Annotated in this window: 22 protein-coding genes; 1 reads left to right on the forward strand and 21 read right to left on the reverse strand. The window is 43.4% G+C overall.

Annotated elements, in window-relative coordinates; translation table 11 throughout:
• Positions 1-7 precede the first annotated feature (7 nt).
• Positions 8-898, reverse strand: a complete 891-nt coding sequence (locus MHN32_RS01305; RefSeq protein WP_010604665.1) for a LysR family transcriptional regulator — start codon at positions 896-898, stop codon at positions 8-10.
• 107 nt (positions 899-1,005) lie between these two features.
• On the opposite strand from MHN32_RS01305, the gene MHN32_RS01310 reads away from it, so the two are divergent.
• Positions 1,006-2,208, forward strand: a complete 1,203-nt coding sequence (locus MHN32_RS01310; RefSeq protein WP_239420692.1) for an MFS transporter — start codon at positions 1,006-1,008, stop codon at positions 2,206-2,208.
• 418 nt (positions 2,209-2,626) lie between these two features.
• On the opposite strand, the gene MHN32_RS01315 is transcribed toward MHN32_RS01310, so the two are convergent.
• The 20 genes from MHN32_RS01315 to gpM all read right to left on the reverse strand — a co-directional run bounded on the left by MHN32_RS01315 (position 2,627) and on the right by gpM (position 18,449).
• Positions 2,627-3,577, reverse strand: a complete 951-nt coding sequence (locus tag MHN32_RS01315; RefSeq protein ID WP_239420693.1) for a hypothetical protein — start codon at positions 3,575-3,577, stop codon at positions 2,627-2,629.
• A complete protein-coding gene (locus MHN32_RS01320) occupies positions 3,544-4,245 on the reverse strand; it encodes a hypothetical protein (protein WP_239420694.1) in 702 nt (233 codons plus the stop codon). Before MHN32_RS01320 ends, MHN32_RS01315 begins: the two co-directional genes overlap by 34 nt.
• Positions 4,242-4,724, reverse strand: a complete 483-nt coding sequence (locus MHN32_RS01325) for a hypothetical protein (RefSeq protein ID WP_235367714.1) — start codon at positions 4,722-4,724, stop codon at positions 4,242-4,244. The genes MHN32_RS01320 and MHN32_RS01325 overlap by 4 nt, the downstream gene beginning before the upstream one ends.
• Complete coding sequence (locus tag MHN32_RS01330; protein WP_235367713.1) at positions 4,721-5,383, reverse strand: hypothetical protein; 663 nt, start codon at positions 5,381-5,383, stop codon at positions 4,721-4,723. The genes MHN32_RS01325 and MHN32_RS01330 overlap by 4 nt, the downstream gene beginning before the upstream one ends.
• Positions 5,361-5,726 carry a DUF1353 domain-containing protein gene (locus MHN32_RS01335; RefSeq protein WP_239420695.1) on the reverse strand — a complete coding sequence of 122 codons (366 nt, stop codon included), beginning with the start codon at positions 5,724-5,726 and terminating at the stop codon, positions 5,361-5,363. The genes MHN32_RS01330 and MHN32_RS01335 overlap by 23 nt, the downstream gene beginning before the upstream one ends.
• A complete protein-coding gene (locus MHN32_RS01340; protein WP_239420696.1) occupies positions 5,704-6,129 on the reverse strand; it encodes a hypothetical protein in 426 nt (141 codons plus the stop codon). Before MHN32_RS01340 ends, MHN32_RS01335 begins: the two co-directional genes overlap by 23 nt.
• Positions 6,130-6,221: 92 nt before the next feature.
• Positions 6,222-6,614, reverse strand: a complete 393-nt coding sequence (locus tag MHN32_RS01345) for a hypothetical protein (RefSeq protein WP_239420697.1) — start codon at positions 6,612-6,614, stop codon at positions 6,222-6,224.
• Between the two features lies 1 nt (position 6,615).
• Entirely contained in the window at positions 6,616-9,198 is a 2,583-nt protein-coding gene (locus tag MHN32_RS01350) for a phage tail protein (RefSeq protein WP_239420698.1), read from the reverse strand.
• Positions 9,195-9,701: a hypothetical protein gene (locus MHN32_RS01355; protein WP_239420699.1), complete on the reverse strand. Its 507-nt coding sequence runs from the start codon at positions 9,699-9,701 to the stop codon at positions 9,195-9,197. Before MHN32_RS01355 ends, MHN32_RS01350 begins: the two co-directional genes overlap by 4 nt.
• The gene (locus MHN32_RS01360; RefSeq protein ID WP_239420700.1) at positions 9,694-10,833 is read right to left on the reverse strand and encodes a baseplate J/gp47 family protein; all 1,140 of its coding nucleotides are present in this window, start codon (positions 10,831-10,833) and stop codon (positions 9,694-9,696) included. Before MHN32_RS01360 ends, MHN32_RS01355 begins: the two co-directional genes overlap by 8 nt.
• The gene (locus MHN32_RS01365) at positions 10,823-11,137 is read right to left on the reverse strand and encodes a DUF2590 family protein (protein WP_235367704.1); all 315 of its coding nucleotides are present in this window, start codon (positions 11,135-11,137) and stop codon (positions 10,823-10,825) included. The genes MHN32_RS01360 and MHN32_RS01365 overlap by 11 nt, the downstream gene beginning before the upstream one ends.
• Positions 11,134-13,464 (reverse strand): phage tail tape measure protein, encoded by a 2,331-nt coding sequence (locus MHN32_RS01370; protein WP_239420701.1) that lies wholly within the window; start codon positions 13,462-13,464, stop codon positions 11,134-11,136. Before MHN32_RS01370 ends, MHN32_RS01365 begins: the two co-directional genes overlap by 4 nt.
• 170 nt (positions 13,465-13,634) lie before the next feature.
• On the reverse strand, positions 13,635-13,928 hold the full coding sequence (locus MHN32_RS01375; protein WP_235367700.1) for a putative phage tail assembly chaperone: 294 nt from the start codon (positions 13,926-13,928) through the stop codon (positions 13,635-13,637).
• Positions 13,909-14,544, reverse strand: a complete 636-nt coding sequence (locus MHN32_RS01380; RefSeq protein WP_239420702.1) for a hypothetical protein — start codon at positions 14,542-14,544, stop codon at positions 13,909-13,911. Before MHN32_RS01380 ends, MHN32_RS01375 begins: the two co-directional genes overlap by 20 nt.
• Positions 14,544-14,993: a phage protein gene (locus tag MHN32_RS01385; protein WP_239420703.1), complete on the reverse strand. Its 450-nt coding sequence runs from the start codon at positions 14,991-14,993 to the stop codon at positions 14,544-14,546. The genes MHN32_RS01380 and MHN32_RS01385 overlap by 1 nt, the downstream gene beginning before the upstream one ends.
• 9 nt (positions 14,994-15,002) lie before the next feature.
• Positions 15,003-16,103 carry a DUF2586 domain-containing protein gene (locus tag MHN32_RS01390; RefSeq protein WP_239420704.1) on the reverse strand — a complete coding sequence of 367 codons (1,101 nt, stop codon included), beginning with the start codon at positions 16,101-16,103 and terminating at the stop codon, positions 15,003-15,005.
• Between the two features lie 18 nt (positions 16,104-16,121).
• Entirely contained in the window at positions 16,122-16,754 is a 633-nt protein-coding gene (locus tag MHN32_RS01395) for a phage virion morphogenesis protein (RefSeq protein WP_239420705.1), read from the reverse strand.
• Entirely contained in the window at positions 16,747-17,220 is a 474-nt protein-coding gene (locus MHN32_RS01400) for a phage tail protein (RefSeq protein ID WP_235367696.1), read from the reverse strand. Before MHN32_RS01400 ends, MHN32_RS01395 begins: the two co-directional genes overlap by 8 nt.
• Positions 17,217-17,654 carry a head completion/stabilization protein gene (locus MHN32_RS01405; protein WP_239420706.1) on the reverse strand — a complete coding sequence of 146 codons (438 nt, stop codon included), beginning with the start codon at positions 17,652-17,654 and terminating at the stop codon, positions 17,217-17,219. The genes MHN32_RS01400 and MHN32_RS01405 overlap by 4 nt, the downstream gene beginning before the upstream one ends.
• Before the next feature lie 96 nt (positions 17,655-17,750).
• Positions 17,751-18,449: a phage terminase small subunit gene (gpM, locus tag MHN32_RS01410; RefSeq protein ID WP_239420707.1), complete on the reverse strand. Its 699-nt coding sequence runs from the start codon at positions 18,447-18,449 to the stop codon at positions 17,751-17,753.
• Between the last annotated feature and the right edge of the window lie 34 nt (positions 18,450-18,483).

The raw sequence follows: 18,483 nt of genomic DNA on the forward strand, positions 1-18,483 counted from the left end.
AAGATAGTCATTGTAGCGCGCGTTCTAAATGTGCCAAAAACGCTGATATTTTTTTGGCCAGATGTTTACGGCCAGCATAGAACGCATAAAGTACAAGGTCTTCCGGTTGCTGCTCTAATTTAAGTGGTACCAGCGCGCCTGACTCAATTTCTGCTTTACAGGAGTTCAGTGGCAAGATAGCAAATCCAACCCCTGAAAGCGCGGCAGACTTAGCTATAAACCCACTGTTTACCCTAAAGTTTGATTTAACATTCACCGTCGTTAATCTTCTTTCATTGTTAGTAAATATCCAAGGTGTACCGTTTACTGCGGTAAGGGTTGAAATACAAGGTAGAGATTGTAAATCTGCTAATCTATACGGCGAAGTATGCTTTTCTAGCAAGCTGGGTGCTGCCACTACGACGCTTGGTAATCGAGCCAGCTCTTTAACCACCCAATTGCTATCCTCAAGCTTGCCACGATGAAAGTAAAGCACGACATCAAAGCCATCTAAGAGATTTTCTCTTGGACTCAGGCTGGTATCACAACTTATTGAAATTAATGGATGTGCAGCGCAAAAGGTTACCACTGCTTGACCAAGAATGGGGATGTCGGGCATCACTATACGCAAATGCCCCATTGGCGTAGAGGCATGTTTATTTACTTCTTGCAACGCATCCGACAGCGAATCGATTAACGGCTTTGTACTCACATAAAGCTGCTCACCCGCTTCTGTCACTGAGATCCGCCTTGTCGTTCGTTCCAGCAATCTTGCATCAAGCTTTTCTTCAAGTAGTGCAATATGACGACTTACGTTGGAGGTTGGTATATCCAGAAACTCTGCCGCTTGTTTGAAGCTTAAGCATTCATAAACACAGTGGAAACTGTTAAGCCACTGAGGGTCAATCTGATCAATCATTTTATTAGCCCAACATATGGGTTTATCAATTCAATAATAGACACTTTATTACCTAATTAAGGCTAATACAATCAAGGCTTCTTTGTTTATATCAATTAAGGATGTCTATGTTTTCAGCTTCCATGACCACCTTAGCAAGCCCAAAAGTAAAATTTGGGTTATGTTTTGTCATCCACTTTTTAGTCGCGTTAGATGCATTAATCATTGTACCCTTTAGCGCGGATATGGCGCTAAGCTCAGGTACCAACCCATCAAATTCGGGACTACTCGTTTCAGCTTATGCAATTGCCGCTGCTTTCACTTGTTTATGTGTGCGCGGTACACGCAACCTTTCAAAGGAGAAATACAAAGTCTTTATTTTTCTGTCAGCAACCACATTGTTAACCTTGCTTACTTCAGCACTCGAGAGTTTTTATACCCTGCTTTTCGTACGTGCATTGACTGGTATTGGTGGCGGCGCACTGGTAGTACTCAATCTCAACTTAGTGATCCAGCTAAGCCATGAAAACGACAAGAAAAAGGACACCGCGATACTGTTGAGTGCTTTTCCACTCGCCTTGGCAATTGGGATCCCTGCGCTATTATTTATCACAGCAAATCAAGGCTGGCAGTTGGGGTTCATGATACTGGGCAGTGGCTTAGCCATTACAGTGCTATTATTTACATTTATATTTCTCTTAAACATAAAGCAAGCTTCGCAAAGCATCGATAGCAACCCAATGCCAAGCAACGCCTTTAACCCGACCAAAACTCTTAAATACGCGCTATTCATCGCATTTTTTGTGGTGCTAAGTACATTTGCAGTTTCAACTCAATTTCCGGTGATGCTAATTACCAACTTAAACATCTCAAGCTCGATGCTAAGCGCGAGCTACTTATTTAGTGGTGTGTGTTCGTTTATTGCAGTTCAGCTATACGCTCGAAGTAAGCTAGACAATCACACAACCTCATACTTAATTTACTTTCTTAGTGGCTTGATGATATTGGCAGCCTTGTTTGGTTTTACGATAAGTTCAGTTATTTTTGCAGCCGGACTTTTTACCCTGTTTGTGATTGCAAGCGCTACCCGCTCTATGATCTTAGTGACAGAACTTATAACCTCACTTCACGCAGAAGAGCGCAGTACCTTTATCAGTCTGCAAAACGCGATACAGCACTTTGCGATAGCCTCTGGTGGCACTATTGCAAGTTTGCTAGTCACGCCCCGCGAAAACCACACACTTAATTTTAATGTCTTGATTGTAGTTTCAGCTCTATTAATAGTTATAACAGTTGCTATGTGGAGAAACTTTCAAAGAAAGCGCTTTTAATCGCGATTTAGTGATTGAACAATAGGTAATTGGGCAGTTTGATTGTCAATAAGTGACGTAGCTTCCCCAATTACCGCTCTGATTTGTTTTAATAAGACAATCCGCCATGGTTATGCCTTACTCTAAGCGCGCCTCTATGCGATAATACGTGCCTATCGTTAATCATATTTGTCGTGATGATATACACAGTTGTCATACCATCACGACAAATATAATTAACCAAAACAAACAAAAACAGTAGAATAACTTTTTGACTTTATGACAAATACAAACCAATCAGATACACCGAATAATGCCCAGAACATCCCAACTATTTTCTGGCACGACTAATCTAACCACCAACTAACACACTGTTTTAATTATACTTTTTAAATTAAAATCAATACCGTATACACAGTGATATACACACTTGACGTGCTCATTCAGTTATTGGCTGAAGATTCTCATGTAACGCATCAGCTTTGCTTTTAAAACCTGTAAACTCAGCGGCGTTAATTGGTGGCGGTTTTGTCATTTCGTGCTTATGAGTCGCTATTTTTTCGTTAGTCTTTGCGACAACTTCAATTAGTTCTAAAATAATTCTTATCGCATTAACTGAGTTGTTACCAACCCATACAGTCGCCCCCTCTACTTTTGCAAGGTCAGCAGCTTTTGCATAAAGCGTCCGCAAGCTTTGCAACTGCATATCATCATGTGCTTTTATTTCAATTTGTTTTTTACTGCCAATCAATACGCCTTCGAGCGCGGTTAGTAATGCCTTTTCACCCACAATTGTTTTCAGGGCACCCATCACCTCATTTATTTGGTTGCCATCTATCTTTGTTGTGTCATGACTCTCTATGTTGCACGTGCGCTCATGGTAGGCCTCATTTCTTGATCTCGATATAACGGTGCTTGTGTCACTACATTGACTGATATCTCTATCCGTTTTCATATGCCAGCTTTCATCCCGGCCTTGGATGCTGCTGGTAGTACTTTGTAAAAGAGATACGTCTGTGTGTTTAGAGTCAGGCACTAAGCTTTGCCACGGTAAAATTGCAGTGATCACAGGTAGACTATTGAGCCCATCAATATATTGCAGTAGACAAAGCATGCCGGGCTTGGGGTGTGAGATGACACCTGCATTATTTGGCTGTCCAATTGCTAGTGTCACTTGTTGAAATACCGGTGCGTCAGTCGGCTCAAGAGTTTGTGGGTTTATGAGCTGTATATCTGCTGCTTTGTATGGCCGGTACGGAGTGCTAGCTTTTGGGGTATCTGTAGGCAAATCATATATAGCAACAAATTTTGCCAGCTGTGGTAAATGTTTTCGCTCACCTAGCTCAGGAAAATACCTTAGTATGAGCCGTTTAATAGCTTGTTTGACCATCTTAATTGCATCCTGTCATCTTTTAGTGTCACTTCCGTGATGTATCGGCCATTGATTTTTATGCCAGGTCTTAACTTTGGTATTGCTAACACCTCGCCGCTTAAGCTGTTTATCGTTTTAATTGCGTGTTCAGGGAACTCACTAACCTCAGAGGTGGCCCACTTGGAATGCTCCCAACTGCCAACGTAGATTTTCCCATCAGGTCGCTGCTGAACTATGTAATGAGGTATTTGCCAAACTGCACCAATTTGGCGTAGCGCTTCAATGCCTGTTCCTGCATGGTGGAATGCTGGTACGACGGCTTTTGAATATTGTACATTTGGTATAACAAATTCTAGCTGTCCTTGTGATAGCTCTGCCAATACCTTTTCAATCGTTGCATGTCTAATTGCCATAGGTATTTTAAAGCTTAGTGCGCCAATTAGCTCTCTACATGTCAAGTGCCACAAGCCGTTTGAATATAACTTTGATTCAATCACACCTAAAAAGTATGGCTCCAACGCCTCTAATTCATATCCTATATGCAGTTCAACTAGTCCGGCTGGTTCAAAGTCACAAACAACTTGAAAGCTCGCCCTGCCTGTAGAACCTATATCCAGTTGCACTAGCTTTTTTTCGATTGTTGTTACTGGCACTCCGCCAATTGTTAGTTGCTCATTTAATTTCAAGGCCCTTCAACCTCACTAAATTGAGCCAATATTTTTTCATGTCCTGTCGTTGACTGCGCCGCAGCGTGTCGCTGCCCTTTTGAGTCTAATTGCTGTTGCTGGCGCTCCGATACCGATCTCACTTCGAGCAGGTTAAAAGACACGAGCCACGCCCTCACGTCTTCATCTTCAGTTGCTTTTACATCGCCATCAAATTTGGCGCGGCGGATTTTATATGCTGCTGAAATAGGGCTATTGATGGTATAGGTTCGACGCGCGCCATTTTCATCGAGTGCCTTTGCCTTACTGATCAACGCTTCTAGCTCTTGTTCTTCAGCGAATGGTATTTTTGTTTTTACAGTAAGCACCGCAGCCTTAATACCTTGGTCAAGTGACAACGCAAACGAGCCGAATCCCGATGCATCATCACCCTTAATTTTTACTGCCGCGCTTACCTTGGTCTCATAACCTGGCACACGCCATCCATCTATACTGATCATATTGCGTCTTTCACTATGCTTAGGCTTTCAAAATTACCGATGAGTAACACAAAAACCCAGTGTTCGTCATTATTGCCAAATCGAGTTATAGCTTGTGCAAGAGAGCTTCTGCTTGAAGCTCTAATCAGCTCAGCATTAAGTCTCGTTGCAATGTGTACTTCGCTAGGATTTAGCCTATGATTTCGCTCTGCTTTTAGTTTTTCGGTTTCTGTCATCGCATTGTCAATGGATGTAATAAGGGTTGTCCCCTCATCATTTATGAGCCTTTTTGAATCATTGAGCCATTGTAAACTCAAAGGTTTTAATGATGTTGTAGTTAACGTTTGCCAATCCAAACTTTGCCCGTTTGTGATTGTAAACTTATCTTGCTCCACAGTAGTTAAGCTCTCTGCATAAGCTGCCGTGTGAATAAAATCAGCAATTGGACATGATTGATTAAAGTTCTCCAGCTTACTTTTTAGAGCTTTTTCGGTTTGTCCAGAACTATAGAGCAGTAAACCATCCCAACTGTTAGGGCTATCAATTCTGGATTCATCTTGTACAGCTTCCGCAAGTTCAGCGGCCCCTGCTGCACTGGTCATAGTTCGTGATGTTTGATAGCTGTAATGGCTTAACTTATGGAGTGTTTTTATCCGTCTATTTAACGCTGCCCTGTCCATTGAGGCTATCCTTAAAAGCATTAGGGTATTTTACTTTTTGATACCCGAGCACAAAAAAATACATAATGTGAGCTTTGAATTTACTCACACCACCAAGCTCAAGGTATTCTCGAAAATACCTATGTGCTTGTGGGTTGCGCTTTCTAAGCTCATCATCATGAATGATTGCAGCTAGTAGCCCATCTCCAAATGGATTGTGAAACCACCATAGCCACCTAGGAATACTGAACCCATCCGTTACGATCCCAGCGGCCACCTCTCCATATTTGTGTTTAATTGGCTCAAGCACGCGAGCTTTGCCACCCCCAATAAACTCCAGCTTAGGCTGTGGCAACTGGGACATAAACGTCAAACTCCATCGTTTCAAAATTCAATCTGAACGGCGCGTTTTCGATGCGAGCCAAACCCTCATTAAGTCTCTTGGCAGTAATGAGATAATTACCGCTGGTATCAAACTGTAATGGCAACGTCACCACACCATCTTTGATAGTCGCAATAAACCGTAGGTCTTCAATTGGTTGGCTCGCATTTACTACGCGCTCAACCATCACCATGAGCCCGCCGTTTGGTAGTCCGTCAGCTGTAGCAGTTACGATGAGTGGTGTGCCTTTCTGCACCCACCAAATTCTACCTATTTTTTTTACGTTTTCACCGTTTTCACCGTTTTCACTTTGCAGGGTAATGTTACCCAGTGTAATCAACGGTAGTTCATTTTGAACCTCTGGGCTAAATAACACTCTAGACATTATCTCACCACTGTTGCCGATGGTTAATTTATAACATGGAGCAACTGGCTCGCTTAAGGGGGTATGGTCCAGCGTTTCGTATTTGATAACCACTATTCAGTCCTCCAAACGCTGTACGATGCGTACGCTAACGAATCTGCGTAATGACGCTTACAGATGATTTTAATCGACTCGTCAAAATGCAGTGGGAGTAGTTGTTTTACTAAATCTGCGGTTGCAGGGGTTGCTCCCCCTCTATTTTCTTCAAACGTTTTTATCACATCTACCCCATCTCTAATTAGAGACACAAGATGCAAGTTAGTACTGTCAAACCCATTCAAAACCCCCTGCAAATGGTTGTACTCCAGGAGTATGTAATCCTCATTGTACCCCTCTGGCAACATGACCGCGTTGTATGAACCTGAGGAGTTTGAATTATCATTTTGATATTGGGCTGTTAACAAATCAATCAGCCGCGGTTGGACGTTATCACTAACATACATCATACTACTGCACCTCCCAATGCTCGCCGTTGAACACGACTAAAATTTCCCGATTTGCTTTGTACATGAATTCACTACCCGTTTGCACGGCTTGACCGTGACGCTTGCTTAGCTTGATATCCACATCAGCCGTTTTAATAACAGGCCAAATGCCATGACATTTATTGAGGGCTATTGTTGTCCCATCCGACATACCTGCTGTTGGCGGTAGGGTGTATGGACCCTCGGTTGTGAGATATCGCTTTTCGTGTGCCGATAGTTCGTGGGTTGCAGATGTTTGGCGATGTTCTTGCATCAGCACCGGTTTGATGTTGTGGGTGCTGTAGACGTAATCCATTGCCACAGTGACTTCTTTAGTCCCTGAAGGTTTTGGTGCATCAGTGATAGATTCAACTTTATTAGTCAGCCGCCCGCTGCCCGTTACGTCTTTACAATACACATCGACTCCCTGCCAGTAACTCTGCCTTGGGAACCAAAAACACATTTTGCTATCGACATTTAATACAACGAGGCCATGCAACCTTTCACCCGTCGCAATCCCCCTGCAGTTCAGCATCGTATTGCTATAGATATATCCCTGCGCTATTACGCTGATTGGCGAACCACCGTACCCATTCCCTTTAATCTCCAACATCCACGCTGCACCGCTGCCTACCGCATAATTGATGCTGGTTTTTATCAACGTGCCATCTTTAAAATCTCGCTCTGAGTGCAGTGGCATATAATCAAACGCATTGATATTTTGCACCTTGTCTAGAGCGAGCAGCGCTTTACTCGGCGGGTTTTTTGTAGTGAGTACTAAATCCCATTCAGACCATTGGCCCTCTCCTACTCGATAGCGAATATATGATTTAGGTTCGCCATGATAAAGATGGGCTTTTTGTACAATTCGCTGTTCGCTGCTGTTCTGGGTTTTGACTACAATTACTTCCACTATGTACGGCGATTCTGATGGCAGGTTTTGCACATTATTCAACGCTAAAACGCATTCAGAGCGTTCGGTTAAATCATTTACATCAACGCCGTCAACGTATCTACCAATATCTGAGATAGCCCCTATTTCAGGCGGTGATGGCTTGTTGTATGTGGTGTATGTGTTTTCGAAAAAGTCAAACGGTTTAGCACTACCAGTATTTTGAAGAGCAATTTGACAATAAAAGCTATATATATAGTTCGACTCATGAAAGCATACAAAATGCGGCTTTCCATTGATGATTTGAACGCTAGGCCGATTTGAGTAAAGGTCATATGTATAAATATGCTTCGCTACCCAGCCGCGGCTATCTTTGTAGAAGCGTGCAACCAAATTTGAATTTGAGCTGGTTCTTTGGGTTGTACCAAAGACCAAGATATCAGATGCATCCGATGGCAAATCAGGAAATTCGCGAGGTCTACTCGAATTCATGATTAAATCAAACGTTCGTGTTACGAAGTATTCTGACTGATGACTCACCCTGTTGCCCAGCCCATGAATACCCATCTCTTGTCTAACTTTATTATCACCAGCCGCTGCCGCTTTTGGGGTGACAATTAAGTCTGTACGCCCACCTGTAATAACATCATCATCATCGCATAGGCGCTTGTCGGTTAATAAACTCGCACCGTTGAACGCTATTTCACCGTCAAATTCAATCGTGCTCTCAAAATTGATGGTGTCAGCTACTTCTTGATTGAGCGCAACGTTGTTTAGTAAATTGTAATAATCTAGACCGAACGGTTCAAATGATCCCGATCCGCTGTATGTCACAAAATCGTGATGTGCAGCTGAATGGTAGAACTCAACTCCACCATACCGCACTCCATTAAGTTTGAATGTACATAAGCGAGGGGTGAATTTACTACCATTAGTTTGTAGGCAGCCTCTCAATCGGTCTGTACTATACTTTCTGCTAACAGCAACTTGTGAAATGATGTTGGGTACAATCCCGTTAACTCGACTAAATGTTAACGTGCCAATATTCCATGACTCGTAAGTGCTGGTCGTATTAACCAGTTTACATAATGCGATAACGCTTTTTCGATAACCTGTTAACTGCACCTGGTCTGACAGATCAACCGCAATACTTTTGCCGTGGGTGCGACGGTTTAACTTCTCTTTTAGCGCTGACAAATCTTGTGCTGTCGCGAACACTCCATCGCTGACCTGCCAAGGTAGAGTAGCCAGTGTTACATTTAGATCCCCAGCTAGTTGCTGGCTTCTCCAAATTATTGACTTAACACTATAGTCACCGGTATTAGCTCCATCTGTACGCGTTTTGGTTTGCTCGTTTGTATGTACAACCGCAATCAGCACTTCAGTGCCATTAGCTTTTTGTGCGATTGCACCAAACCAGTTAAAAGTGAAGTCGCCAACGTCGTAGCCAAGCACGCTTGATATCACGACTGCATCACCGTCTAAGCTGCTGACTCGATCAATAGGTTGGTTATGTACAATGTTTGCCGGCACACTATCGCTTAAAATCGGCGAATCTGCATTTAATCCTGGTACATGAGCAAAAACCATCTTGGTTATATTGAGGGTTTCTGTTCCTGCAAACACATCATTTTTATATGCAATGCCTTCGTTTGTAATTTTTAATTGGCTCACCCAACTACCTCCTTGTTGTACAACACCAAGCCACATACTTCTGCTGTTGTGATTGCTGTCATTGCATTTAACACGTACCGTCTGCACGTCTTGCCATAACTCGCTATCAGCTCTAGTATCATTCGCTCTCTCCCTGCGAAGTTCTTTTCTAGCATTGAGACTTGTACTTGGTCCCAGTCAAACCCGCTTACCCTTTCATTGACTTCTGCTAATATTCCAAGACGCCTGAAAATTCTTTCAAGCCCTGCAGCACTGCCAGCATCAACCGCATTTACATGAGCTAACTGAACTCGTTTTGCGTACATGCTCAGTGGTTCACCCGATAGCCGGCTAACGCTTCTTTCCCATGCAAGCAGATCTAATATTTTTTCGCTGTCTTCTGTGCTGTGTTGAATTGTATTCCACCATAGCAGTTGGGAATTGAGCTCATTCCAAAATTCCTCAGTGGCCTTTGCTAACTTTTTAGCATCATCGCCATATATCCAACTTGGTAGGTTAGCCATGTCGTACCACCAGTTCATTTAACTTTGGTAACCAAAACCCTGTGCTTAAGTTGGTTTGATTAAACGATACTCGTGTTAACTCAGGAAATTCGTTGTGTAATTCTGCCGCCAATAAGCTAAAACTAAATGCGGTATTTGGCATGACTCGAGTTGGAGAGTAAGCTGCATTCTCACGAAAGACAGAGCGAATAAAAACACTGATGTCACTGCTAATATCTCGGCTTGCCTCATAGGTGACTGTCATATCAAATGACTGAGTTGGCATTGCAAACACTTTCATGTCATCGGACAATCCATGGTTACCAGCAGCAATATGGTTGTTAATACTGTCTATAATCGCTTGGCTGATTGTTCCTACTGTTAAATAAACATACGCGTTTGCAGTGCCTGGACCCCGTGGCGCGCCTTTTTCAAGTGCGATATTGTCCATGGGGATCCCGCCTGCTGTTGCGATAATATTCTTGTATACGTCATCTACATGGTATTTTCCTAGGTGTGCGAATGCCGCTTTTATTCGCAATCGATAGTTCTCATCACTCTCTATGTACTGCCCGGCTGTGATCAACCAGTCGTCATCATTTGTGATATTTACACCATCATATTCACCATCGATACGAACATAATAGCCAGCACTTAAATTGTATTCATGACCATGAGATTCAGCGACAGCAGTCAGTGAGGCTGTTGATTGGCCTATTGCTAAGACACAATCGCTCTCTGTAACAAGGCGATATACTTTTCCATTAAGCGGAATGCTTTCTACAATAGTCCCTGCTGGGATCTCTATTTCTTGTGATACGTCTAAACGACTTATTTTTAGTTGCCCTCTAGCAGTCACAGCCGTGAGTCTCTCAATATCACGGGGATTACCTCGAATGTCTAACCACTCGGCTTGAGCCAACATGACAAAGCTGTTTGGCATTACATGAGTAGTCATTTGTTTGACCAGTTGTGCGGCAGGCTCTGCAACTAACGCTTTTTGTAATCTAAAAAATGGGCTGTATGGACTTTGGTTATTTACAACAAACCCCGCACTTTTTAGGTGCTCATCAAACTGCGCTGAAAACTCTTCCACGGAGACTGACATACCAGCAGCTCGCATCTCCTTTTCAAAAAGCGCTTTATAATCCATTATCAATCCTTCCGTAATCCCGAGTATCTGCCTCTACATTGATAAGGCCTGTAGTCAATTGTGTGATTTTTATTGTGCCAGGAACTAAACGATCATCTTGTTCAACAATTAGTTCAATTTCAGTGAGTACTTTTGCAATGTGGTCTTTGTTCCTAAGGCCAATTAGCAAAGGGAGTTTTTTACTTTCAATAATCCGGTGCTTAATATCCTGTGCAACCACATCACGATCATTGATTTGTGACGGGTTGAATAGGCTATCTAGCTGAATATCTCCATCAACAATATTGAGGTCTATACGTATCATCCAGCTAACTCCATTAGCTCATCAAAATCTCTCTTCACGTTGTCTGACTTTATGGTGAGAGAGTCAATCATCACGCGCTTCGAGTTATCAGTCGATACTGCTTGGTTGTTTGTTGTGTTCTTGCTTAAGCTTTGTAAAAACTCAGACCTATGCGTTTTCACTTTGTAGCTGTTATTCTGTTGCTGAAGCTCGCTTTTTTGTCTCTCTATTTCTAATGCGCTATTGATTGCTGAGTTGGTAATATTTTGATCTAAATTATTTCTAAGCTTGTCCATTTGCGGCATTAGATTTTTTATTACTATGGCGCCATCGCTACCGAACGCTTGTGTTAACTCGCTGTATTCTTTGGCCGAGTCAATCTCACCATATTTCTCTTGTAGCCTCTCTAGAATGGTAACGATAGGAAGTGCGATGCCTTTGTCACTGTTTAGTTGAATACCTAACTTTTGTTGAGCGTATGGCAAACTTTCTATAAACGATCTGTAGCTGCTACCCGCATTAGCGCCTGACATTGTGTTTTGTAGCTGCCCAAGTACAACGGTTGATTCAGCTTTGCTGATCTGATGAGTAATCGCCGTTTGACCAAGCTCCCGCTGCGCTATCATCATTTGGTCACTGTTTGCCTTATAGAGTTGCTCTGGCAATGGTTGACTTGTATGTTCAACTTTTAATTTTGCTTCGGTATCATCAATCAGACCTAGCTTTTCTAGTATCCAACCAACGCTATCTGCCAAGGCATTAAAAGACGATTTAACACTGTCAAAGACACTCATCAACATCTGCCCCCATGCTGTGTCTTTAAATGCGGCAACTAAATCATCCCAGTAATAGATAAGCGCACCGATTGCTGCAATAAGTGCCACGACTCCAGCTACTATCCATGTGATCGGGTTGGTCCAAAGTGCCGCACTAAATAAGAGTGCAGCGAACTTTCCCGCCACCATTACTGCATTTAATGCTCCCATTGCAACAGTGGCTGCGCCTAAACTTGCAACCAAGGCTATCAACCCTGCGATACGTGTAGCGACCAATGCAGCTTGCCAAAGTTTAGTAATGAGTAAGTGTGCTTTTGTTAACGCAATACTAGATAGCATGGTCATACGATACAGCCCCATCACGGCATTAAATGCTCCCATGACAACGACATAAGCAGTAAAAGCCACAACACCTGCAGCAATTAACCCGGTTAGGGTTGGAAACGTTTGAGTTAACCAAACAACGCCTCTCAATATGGCAGATAGTCCATCGACGATAGGTTCAATAATTGGTAAAACTGCTTGTCCTAGGCTAGTCATTGCTGCATTCATTGACCCGCCAAAACGGTCCCAAGAACTGCTCATTGAATTAGCCATTTCAATGGCAACATCCATGTCTTTAATTTGAGCGAGTTGATTAATATTGGATTCTAATTGCTCTGTTTGAGGGATAAGAAGCTGTAACATTGCAACGGCTTCATCACTGCCAAATGCATTCTTTAACGCATCTGTCTTAGCTACGGTATCTATCTCCCCAAACCGTCCTTTTAGACGCTCAATCACTTGTACCATTGGTAACAACTTGCCTTGAGAATCTGTCAACTGAATGCCGAGTTTTTGCTGTGCGGCCCCCACTCCTGTTAAAAATGCTTTATATTTTGTACCAGCTTCAGACCCTGACATTGTTGCTTGCAGCTGGCCTAGCACTGCCATTGACTCATTCATTTCAATACCGTGCGAGTTTGCGCTTGCGCCTAGACTTGAGAACGCCCCCGCCATTTCACTACCAGTGGTTTTGAACATACGCACACTTGCAGCAGTTTGACCTGTGAGCATTTGTATCCACTCAGACTTACCAACCTCTTTTGCAGTATCTTGATAAATACCATACATAGTGCCGAAATAATCTGTTGTAGTAGCGGCATCTGACTTTGTGCCTTTCGCGAGAATAGCTGATGAGTTGGTAAACTGTGACAACTCTTTACCATTAAGCCCTGCGATTGCAGATTGGATATCATAAGAGCTGCGGATCACTTCCGCTGAATTGCCGCCATAGTTACTTACAAAATTCATGGCAGTATTATTGAGTTGAGTTAACGCCTCATTACTTACATTGAGTGAACTGACTTCACCAAGCGCGGCCTGTGCATCTATCGCAGGATTGAGAGAACCGACAAGCATCATCGCGCCGCCAGCTGCACTCATTAACCCACCCGTCATCTGCTCTTTCGCAGCAGCAGTTTGCTCACTCATCTGATTAATCTTAGCCATGATTTTATTCACAGGCCCAGTGACTTTGTCTACCACACCTATTGAATACATCAGTTTGTCTAATTTACTGAGTGAGCTCATTTAATCATCGCCATTTAACGCCATACATATGCCGTTATTTACGGCAGTGGCTAACAATTCATTTTGCTGGATCTCGAGAAAGAGCGCTTGGGCTAAGCTCTCATCCGTTACTGGCATAGCCCCAAAGTATCGAGCATGGTATGCCAGTAACTGATCAATTCGGTTTGTCTTTATTTGCTTGGCGCGCTCTTCGATTTTTTTACGGTAAAATTAAACTCCGGTTGAAAATCTTCCACAATCGCACTTGCCATATGCAATGCCGCCGCTGGTTGCTGTAGCAGATCTTTCAGTGCTCTTGCTTGTGATTCATCAACAGTAGACATCAAAAAATTCGTCGCCGGCTGAATTTTATTGATTGGAGTTAATGCATTGATGTACTTGTTGTATGCAGGAGTATCAACATTAAACTTGAATTCTGTAGTGTCTGTCTCGATGATGATTGTTTTAGCTAGTGACATTGTCATTACTCTCTTTTAAATCTGCTTGGTCTAGCAGTGTATAACTAAAATATGGGCCCCATTTTTGAGCTGATAACTCGCAAAGCTCAATAAACTCGTCAAAGTCATTCGGATTTGCAATTACTTGACAGCCCGCAGACCACTTATCCACTTGGGTCGAGGTCGTTGTTGCACTCGCTCGATGACAATTAATGCCAAAGTAGCCTTGCTGTAGTTCTGCATGAGGCGTGGTATTGGTGTCCAACTCGTCGTCCTGGTTGTTATCCCGTAAGACAACTACTGGTTTATGTTGTACAAGTGCGCGGTACTTGCCTTGGTGATAGCCAAGTGTCCAAAGACTTAGGTGTTGCCCAGCGATAAGCACGGCTGTACCGTCTACATTCATTGGATGTTTGCGCCAGTAAAGTCCCGCATCAGTTGTTGCTTTATACTGCTTTAGTTGCCATTCTCCACCTTGTTGATACAGCACACATATCGCATCATTAAATGTATTTGCTCGTGTATTACTGTGGCGAACACCGATGATATTGAGGTTTAATTCTCCCTCAAATACACGATGGCCACATGCACGCATAGTGTTTATCACCATATCTGGGTTTAAGTGTCGAATGGCTTTTGTCATCACAGATCCCTTACTTCATCGTCAGTTAGATAAGGCACACCGTTGATTTTCACAAAATCAGGGCTTGTGATTGGACATTTGATCGTCGTGATGTCTTCTTCACCACCATCGGCCTTAATGTTTAAAATCTCTTCTAGTTGCGGTAAACACCCGAACGCCTCAACGTTCTTTTTACCCGCAGCGACTTCAGCGTTAAACGCAACGTCGAAAGGTTCAATCGCTTTCCAGCTCCCAGCTTTTTCCGCTTGAGCTTGCAATATCAACCAGTTCTCATGGTCAAGTTTTAACGTGACTTCACCTTCAACATCACCATCAATAAAGCCTTTTGGTATACCGCGAACCTTTTTAACCTTTCGGCCATCCGTGATTTTTACCGTGGCTTCCATAACATGGACCATTGAATTACCAATGAAGATATCAAAGTCCTTACCACCTAATACCTTTTGCATGTGCGCTCCTTACACTTCTCGGTCTAACATAATCCCAACGATAATGGTGCTCGGGGAATCAATCGGTTTTACCTTCAGCACAACTTGTAAGGTTCGCTCGTCCATAAACGTTAGATTGATACTGTCGTCTTTCGGCGTGTCGATTAAACCAGGGAACTTATCTGCACCAATGTTTACTGACTTGCTCATATCACGAAGTGGCTTACCCAGTGTGCGTTTGCCAAATTCAATGCCTGTTGTGCTGTTGTTTAGTCGGCGGTTTTTGATCTGCTGAATTGCAATGATGCGCACGGCGCGTGCGGCTTTATCAACAATGCGGCCTGTTTCGATTTGCTGAAAATCACCACCTTCAGCATCTAGCATGTTAACGTCGCCAAAATATACGCCGTCAAAATCTGGATAAAATTGCGTACAGCTGAAGCGAAGCGCATCCAGTGCAGATGTAGTTGCGTTAGTTAGTGGATTACCCGCGGCATCTTCCGGCAATGGCATGAGTGACATTGCACCAGTTAGTACTCGCATAGGGCTGTCAGCAATCGTCACTGAGCGCTTACATAAGCGACCTGTAACCGCGCCCAGCTCATCACCGAATAGCAGAGGAACAACGGCCACTCTATCGCCAACGATACCATTTGTTAACGGCTGTAACGCCGTAACTAAATCCGACCAATTTTGACCATCAGATAAACCAGGCGCCGCAATTAGAAATCGAACTCGTCTAGCCAAACTTGATAAGATCTCTAATGCCTTAGCTTGATAGCTCTCGATTTCAGCTTTGCCTGTGACTGGCTTACAGATCACAATAATTTCAGGACTCACGTCTTGGTCCATTGCTTTATCAATTAACGCCATAACATCATCGCCAGCACCGTGAGGAATTGCATACCCACTCACTAGATCATCACCGTTACGCTGCCAGGCGGCAATTTGCGTTTTTAATGGTGAGTCATCACCACCGAATAAATCATCGAAATCACTTTGAGCATTGATGGGTAAAATGTTGCCAATGTTTGCAGATGCTTGTCCGATAAACAGAGCCGTGCGTTCCACTTCTTTCGTAGCGCCACTACCAGTTTGAATGGCGGCAACGGATACTTTTCCTTGTGCCATGGTCGTTCCTTATTTGCGCTACGCTACTTGCATAGCTTTGTTTAATATAAAATTCAGTTGCTCTTTTTCTTCGGCCTGTGTTTGACCTAAAAAAGAGCGGGCCGGCAAGTCAATTTGCCATTTGCTCTTACCTGAGCTGCCCTTTAACTCTCGGAGCAAAAAACCTGCTTGGGTCTTACTTAAATGCTCTGTGATCCACACAATACTTGCGCGCTTTGTGCCTTTGCCTTTTCCGCGTGGTATTTTGTAACCGGCGGCAATTAATGCTCTTGCTTGGTTGCGCGTTGCCAAACCGTCCTTGCGCTGCTCACCATTGTCTTTTGGCACTTGCGCAGTAATGCTTATTCCCTCTTGCTGCGCTCTGGCTATTTTGCCAGTACGTGTATCTTTAAAATAAACGCTGGCGTTATTTGGTCCGTAGCGAACTTTCATTCGACGCTTTAGCTTGGTAAGCATTTTTTTCTTGCGACCGTTAGCTCGGCCTTTCCACGCTTTACCTGTTAAATCTTTTTGTTGGGTTATTCGCCCTTTACTATTGCGGTTCGCGGCTCTTATCGCACCCCGTAACAAGTTACGTCGTTTATTTGGCTTGAGCTGTAAAAACGCTAACTGCTCTTTGCTTTGGCCTTCGTCAAATTTGACGTTAAGCACGGCTTACTTCACCATGCAACGTGAATGCTTCCGCTATCCACAGGCTTTGCTCACCAAAGTCATAACGCTTACCATTTAATTCAAACGGGCCATTGTCGGTTTGAATAAGCTCAATATCCTCACAAAGCTGCTCTATCGTTAGCTCAACTTCGTTGCTGTTGTCATCGTTAACGTCAGCGCTAAATTCAATGTCAGTGCTGTCATACTTACCGCCATTGTTTTGCAACCAAAACGATGCAAACGCACATATCAATGCAGCCGGTGCAGCACAGGGGTTTATGCTAATAACCCCTGAGTAATAAAATCGTGCAGCTAATAAACCGTTGCCATTGACTGTTTTACTGCTTGGCTCAATTCGCCCGCCTTCAATCCAACAATCAAATTGCGTTTCTAGCGCTAGTTTGTGGCCTTGGTATACCGCACTCACTAAGTGCTGCTTAAGTTTAGCTATTTTGCTTTGGCTCATAACAGTTCCACCGATAAGTTGGGGCTGAGCGCTTGCAATAAACGCAGTGCGTTGATGCTTTCACGTTGCCAATGCTCATGGTTATCAAGGGCTGATTGGCTTTGTGCTGTGGCGTTATCCCGATGCGTACTACCAAGCTTTGATACCAGTAAATTTGCTTTGGCTTTGCTGTACACTGCATCGTGATAAAAAATCACTTGTTGCGCGTTCAATGGCTCGCCATTAGTAAGCTGCACATCTTCAAGCTCTTGGTTAATATCAGTTTGTGCGCGTTTAAGTTTCTCAACGAGTAAATCGTTTTTGTTTGCGTACTCATTGGCAACTGCATAATGTTCAATAAAATGTGCTGTACTTAATGCTGGGTAATAGCCATTACCTGGCACTTCAACATTGACGCTTTGTAAATCTGCCTGTGGCATACCGCTTAAGTTCATCACCACCCCCGTAAATTTGTGTGGGCGCCACTTAGACGTAAGCAGCCAATCAAATACTGTTAACTGGTTACGCTAAGTTGCCCACTGGCGTTGGAGCTATTTCAAGTTTTTTTCTAGCTTTTCGACGAGTGTTTTTACACCCGCTTTCTCGTTAATCTTTTGCGCCATTTTGCCAAACCGCACTGCATTACCATTGTTATGCAACGTGGCCTCTATTTTGGTAGCAATGGCATAGAGCTTACCGCCCGCGATTTCGCTTCCAGTCCAGTCTTGATTGCGAGTGGCATGAATAACTCGCTGGAGTGTAAACGCCATGTTTGCCAAATCTTCCACAGTGCAGCTGTTTTGTAAGTACCAGTTGGCATCGTCGTAAAGCTGATCGATTAAAAAGGTCGGCCAATGCTTGGTGTTAAATTGTTTAGGTAGCGGTTGCTTTTGCTCGATCAGCAATGGCAATAGTTCAATCGCCTGAGACCATCGCTTTAAATCAACTAGCCAAATAAACACCCAAGCTAAAACTAGGTTTGGATGATTGTCACCACTTAACCGGTATTGGTTTAAGTAACCTATGTAATCGTTCTTCTCGATTGCTTTGGCTTTATAGTCAGCTTTGTCGCTAATATCGCCGAATGTTTTTAGCTGAGCCAAGTCTGAGTCAATGGCCGCTTTAAAAAACGCGTACTCGGTATGCTCACTTTTGCGGTTTTGCGCTTTGCTTGTTGCTGGCGCACTACTTTTAATGCTTGTTGGCACTTCGCCTTTTGCTTTGGCTAACGCTCGTTTGACTAAGCTCATATAAAAACACTCTCTAAAAAACGCCGCTTGCAAA

Origin of the sequence: Pseudoalteromonas sp. Of11M-6 (assembly GCF_022347905.1) — a bacterium.
Lineage (GTDB): Bacteria > Pseudomonadota > Gammaproteobacteria > Enterobacterales > Alteromonadaceae > Pseudoalteromonas.

Coding starts and splice junctions, on each gene's coding strand:
- MHN32_RS01315 (WP_239420693.1), bottom strand. CDS start 3,577: ATGGTCAAACAAGCTATTAAACGGCTCATACTAAGGTATTTTCCTGAG.
- MHN32_RS01335 (WP_239420695.1), bottom strand. CDS start 5,726: ATGTCCCAGTTGCCACAGCCTAAGCTGGAGTTTATTGGGGGTGGCAAA.
- MHN32_RS01325 (WP_235367714.1), bottom strand. CDS start 4,724: ATGATCAGTATAGATGGATGGCGTGTGCCAGGTTATGAGACCAAGGTA.
- MHN32_RS01400 (WP_235367696.1), bottom strand. CDS start 17,220: ATGAGCCAAAGCAAAATAGCTAAACTTAAGCAGCACTTAGTGAGTGCG.
- MHN32_RS01405 (WP_239420706.1), bottom strand. CDS start 17,654: ATGAACTTAAGCGGTATGCCACAGGCAGATTTACAAAGCGTCAATGTT.
- MHN32_RS01355 (WP_239420699.1), bottom strand. CDS start 9,701: ATGGCTAACCTACCAAGTTGGATATATGGCGATGATGCTAAAAAGTTA.
- MHN32_RS01390 (WP_239420704.1), bottom strand. CDS start 16,103: ATGGCACAAGGAAAAGTATCCGTTGCCGCCATTCAAACTGGTAGTGGC.
- MHN32_RS01305 (WP_010604665.1), bottom strand. CDS start 898: ATGATTGATCAGATTGACCCTCAGTGGCTTAACAGTTTCCACTGTGTT.
- MHN32_RS01345 (WP_239420697.1), bottom strand. CDS start 6,614: ATGATGTATGTTAGTGATAACGTCCAACCGCGGCTGATTGATTTGTTA.
- gpM (WP_239420707.1), bottom strand. CDS start 18,449: ATGAGCTTAGTCAAACGAGCGTTAGCCAAAGCAAAAGGCGAAGTGCCA.
- MHN32_RS01385 (WP_239420703.1), bottom strand. CDS start 14,993: ATGCAAAAGGTATTAGGTGGTAAGGACTTTGATATCTTCATTGGTAAT.
- MHN32_RS01380 (WP_239420702.1), bottom strand. CDS start 14,544: ATGACAAAAGCCATTCGACACTTAAACCCAGATATGGTGATAAACACT.
- MHN32_RS01340 (WP_239420696.1), bottom strand. CDS start 6,129: ATGTCTAGAGTGTTATTTAGCCCAGAGGTTCAAAATGAACTACCGTTG.
- MHN32_RS01310 (WP_239420692.1), top strand. CDS start 1,006: ATGTTTTCAGCTTCCATGACCACCTTAGCAAGCCCAAAAGTAAAATTT.
- MHN32_RS01330 (WP_235367713.1), bottom strand. CDS start 5,383: ATGGACAGGGCAGCGTTAAATAGACGGATAAAAACACTCCATAAGTTA.
- MHN32_RS01375 (WP_235367700.1), bottom strand. CDS start 13,928: ATGACAATGTCACTAGCTAAAACAATCATCATCGAGACAGACACTACA.
- MHN32_RS01365 (WP_235367704.1), bottom strand. CDS start 11,137: ATGATACGTATAGACCTCAATATTGTTGATGGAGATATTCAGCTAGAT.
- MHN32_RS01370 (WP_239420701.1), bottom strand. CDS start 13,464: ATGAGCTCACTCAGTAAATTAGACAAACTGATGTATTCAATAGGTGTG.
- MHN32_RS01360 (WP_239420700.1), bottom strand. CDS start 10,833: ATGGATTATAAAGCGCTTTTTGAAAAGGAGATGCGAGCTGCTGGTATG.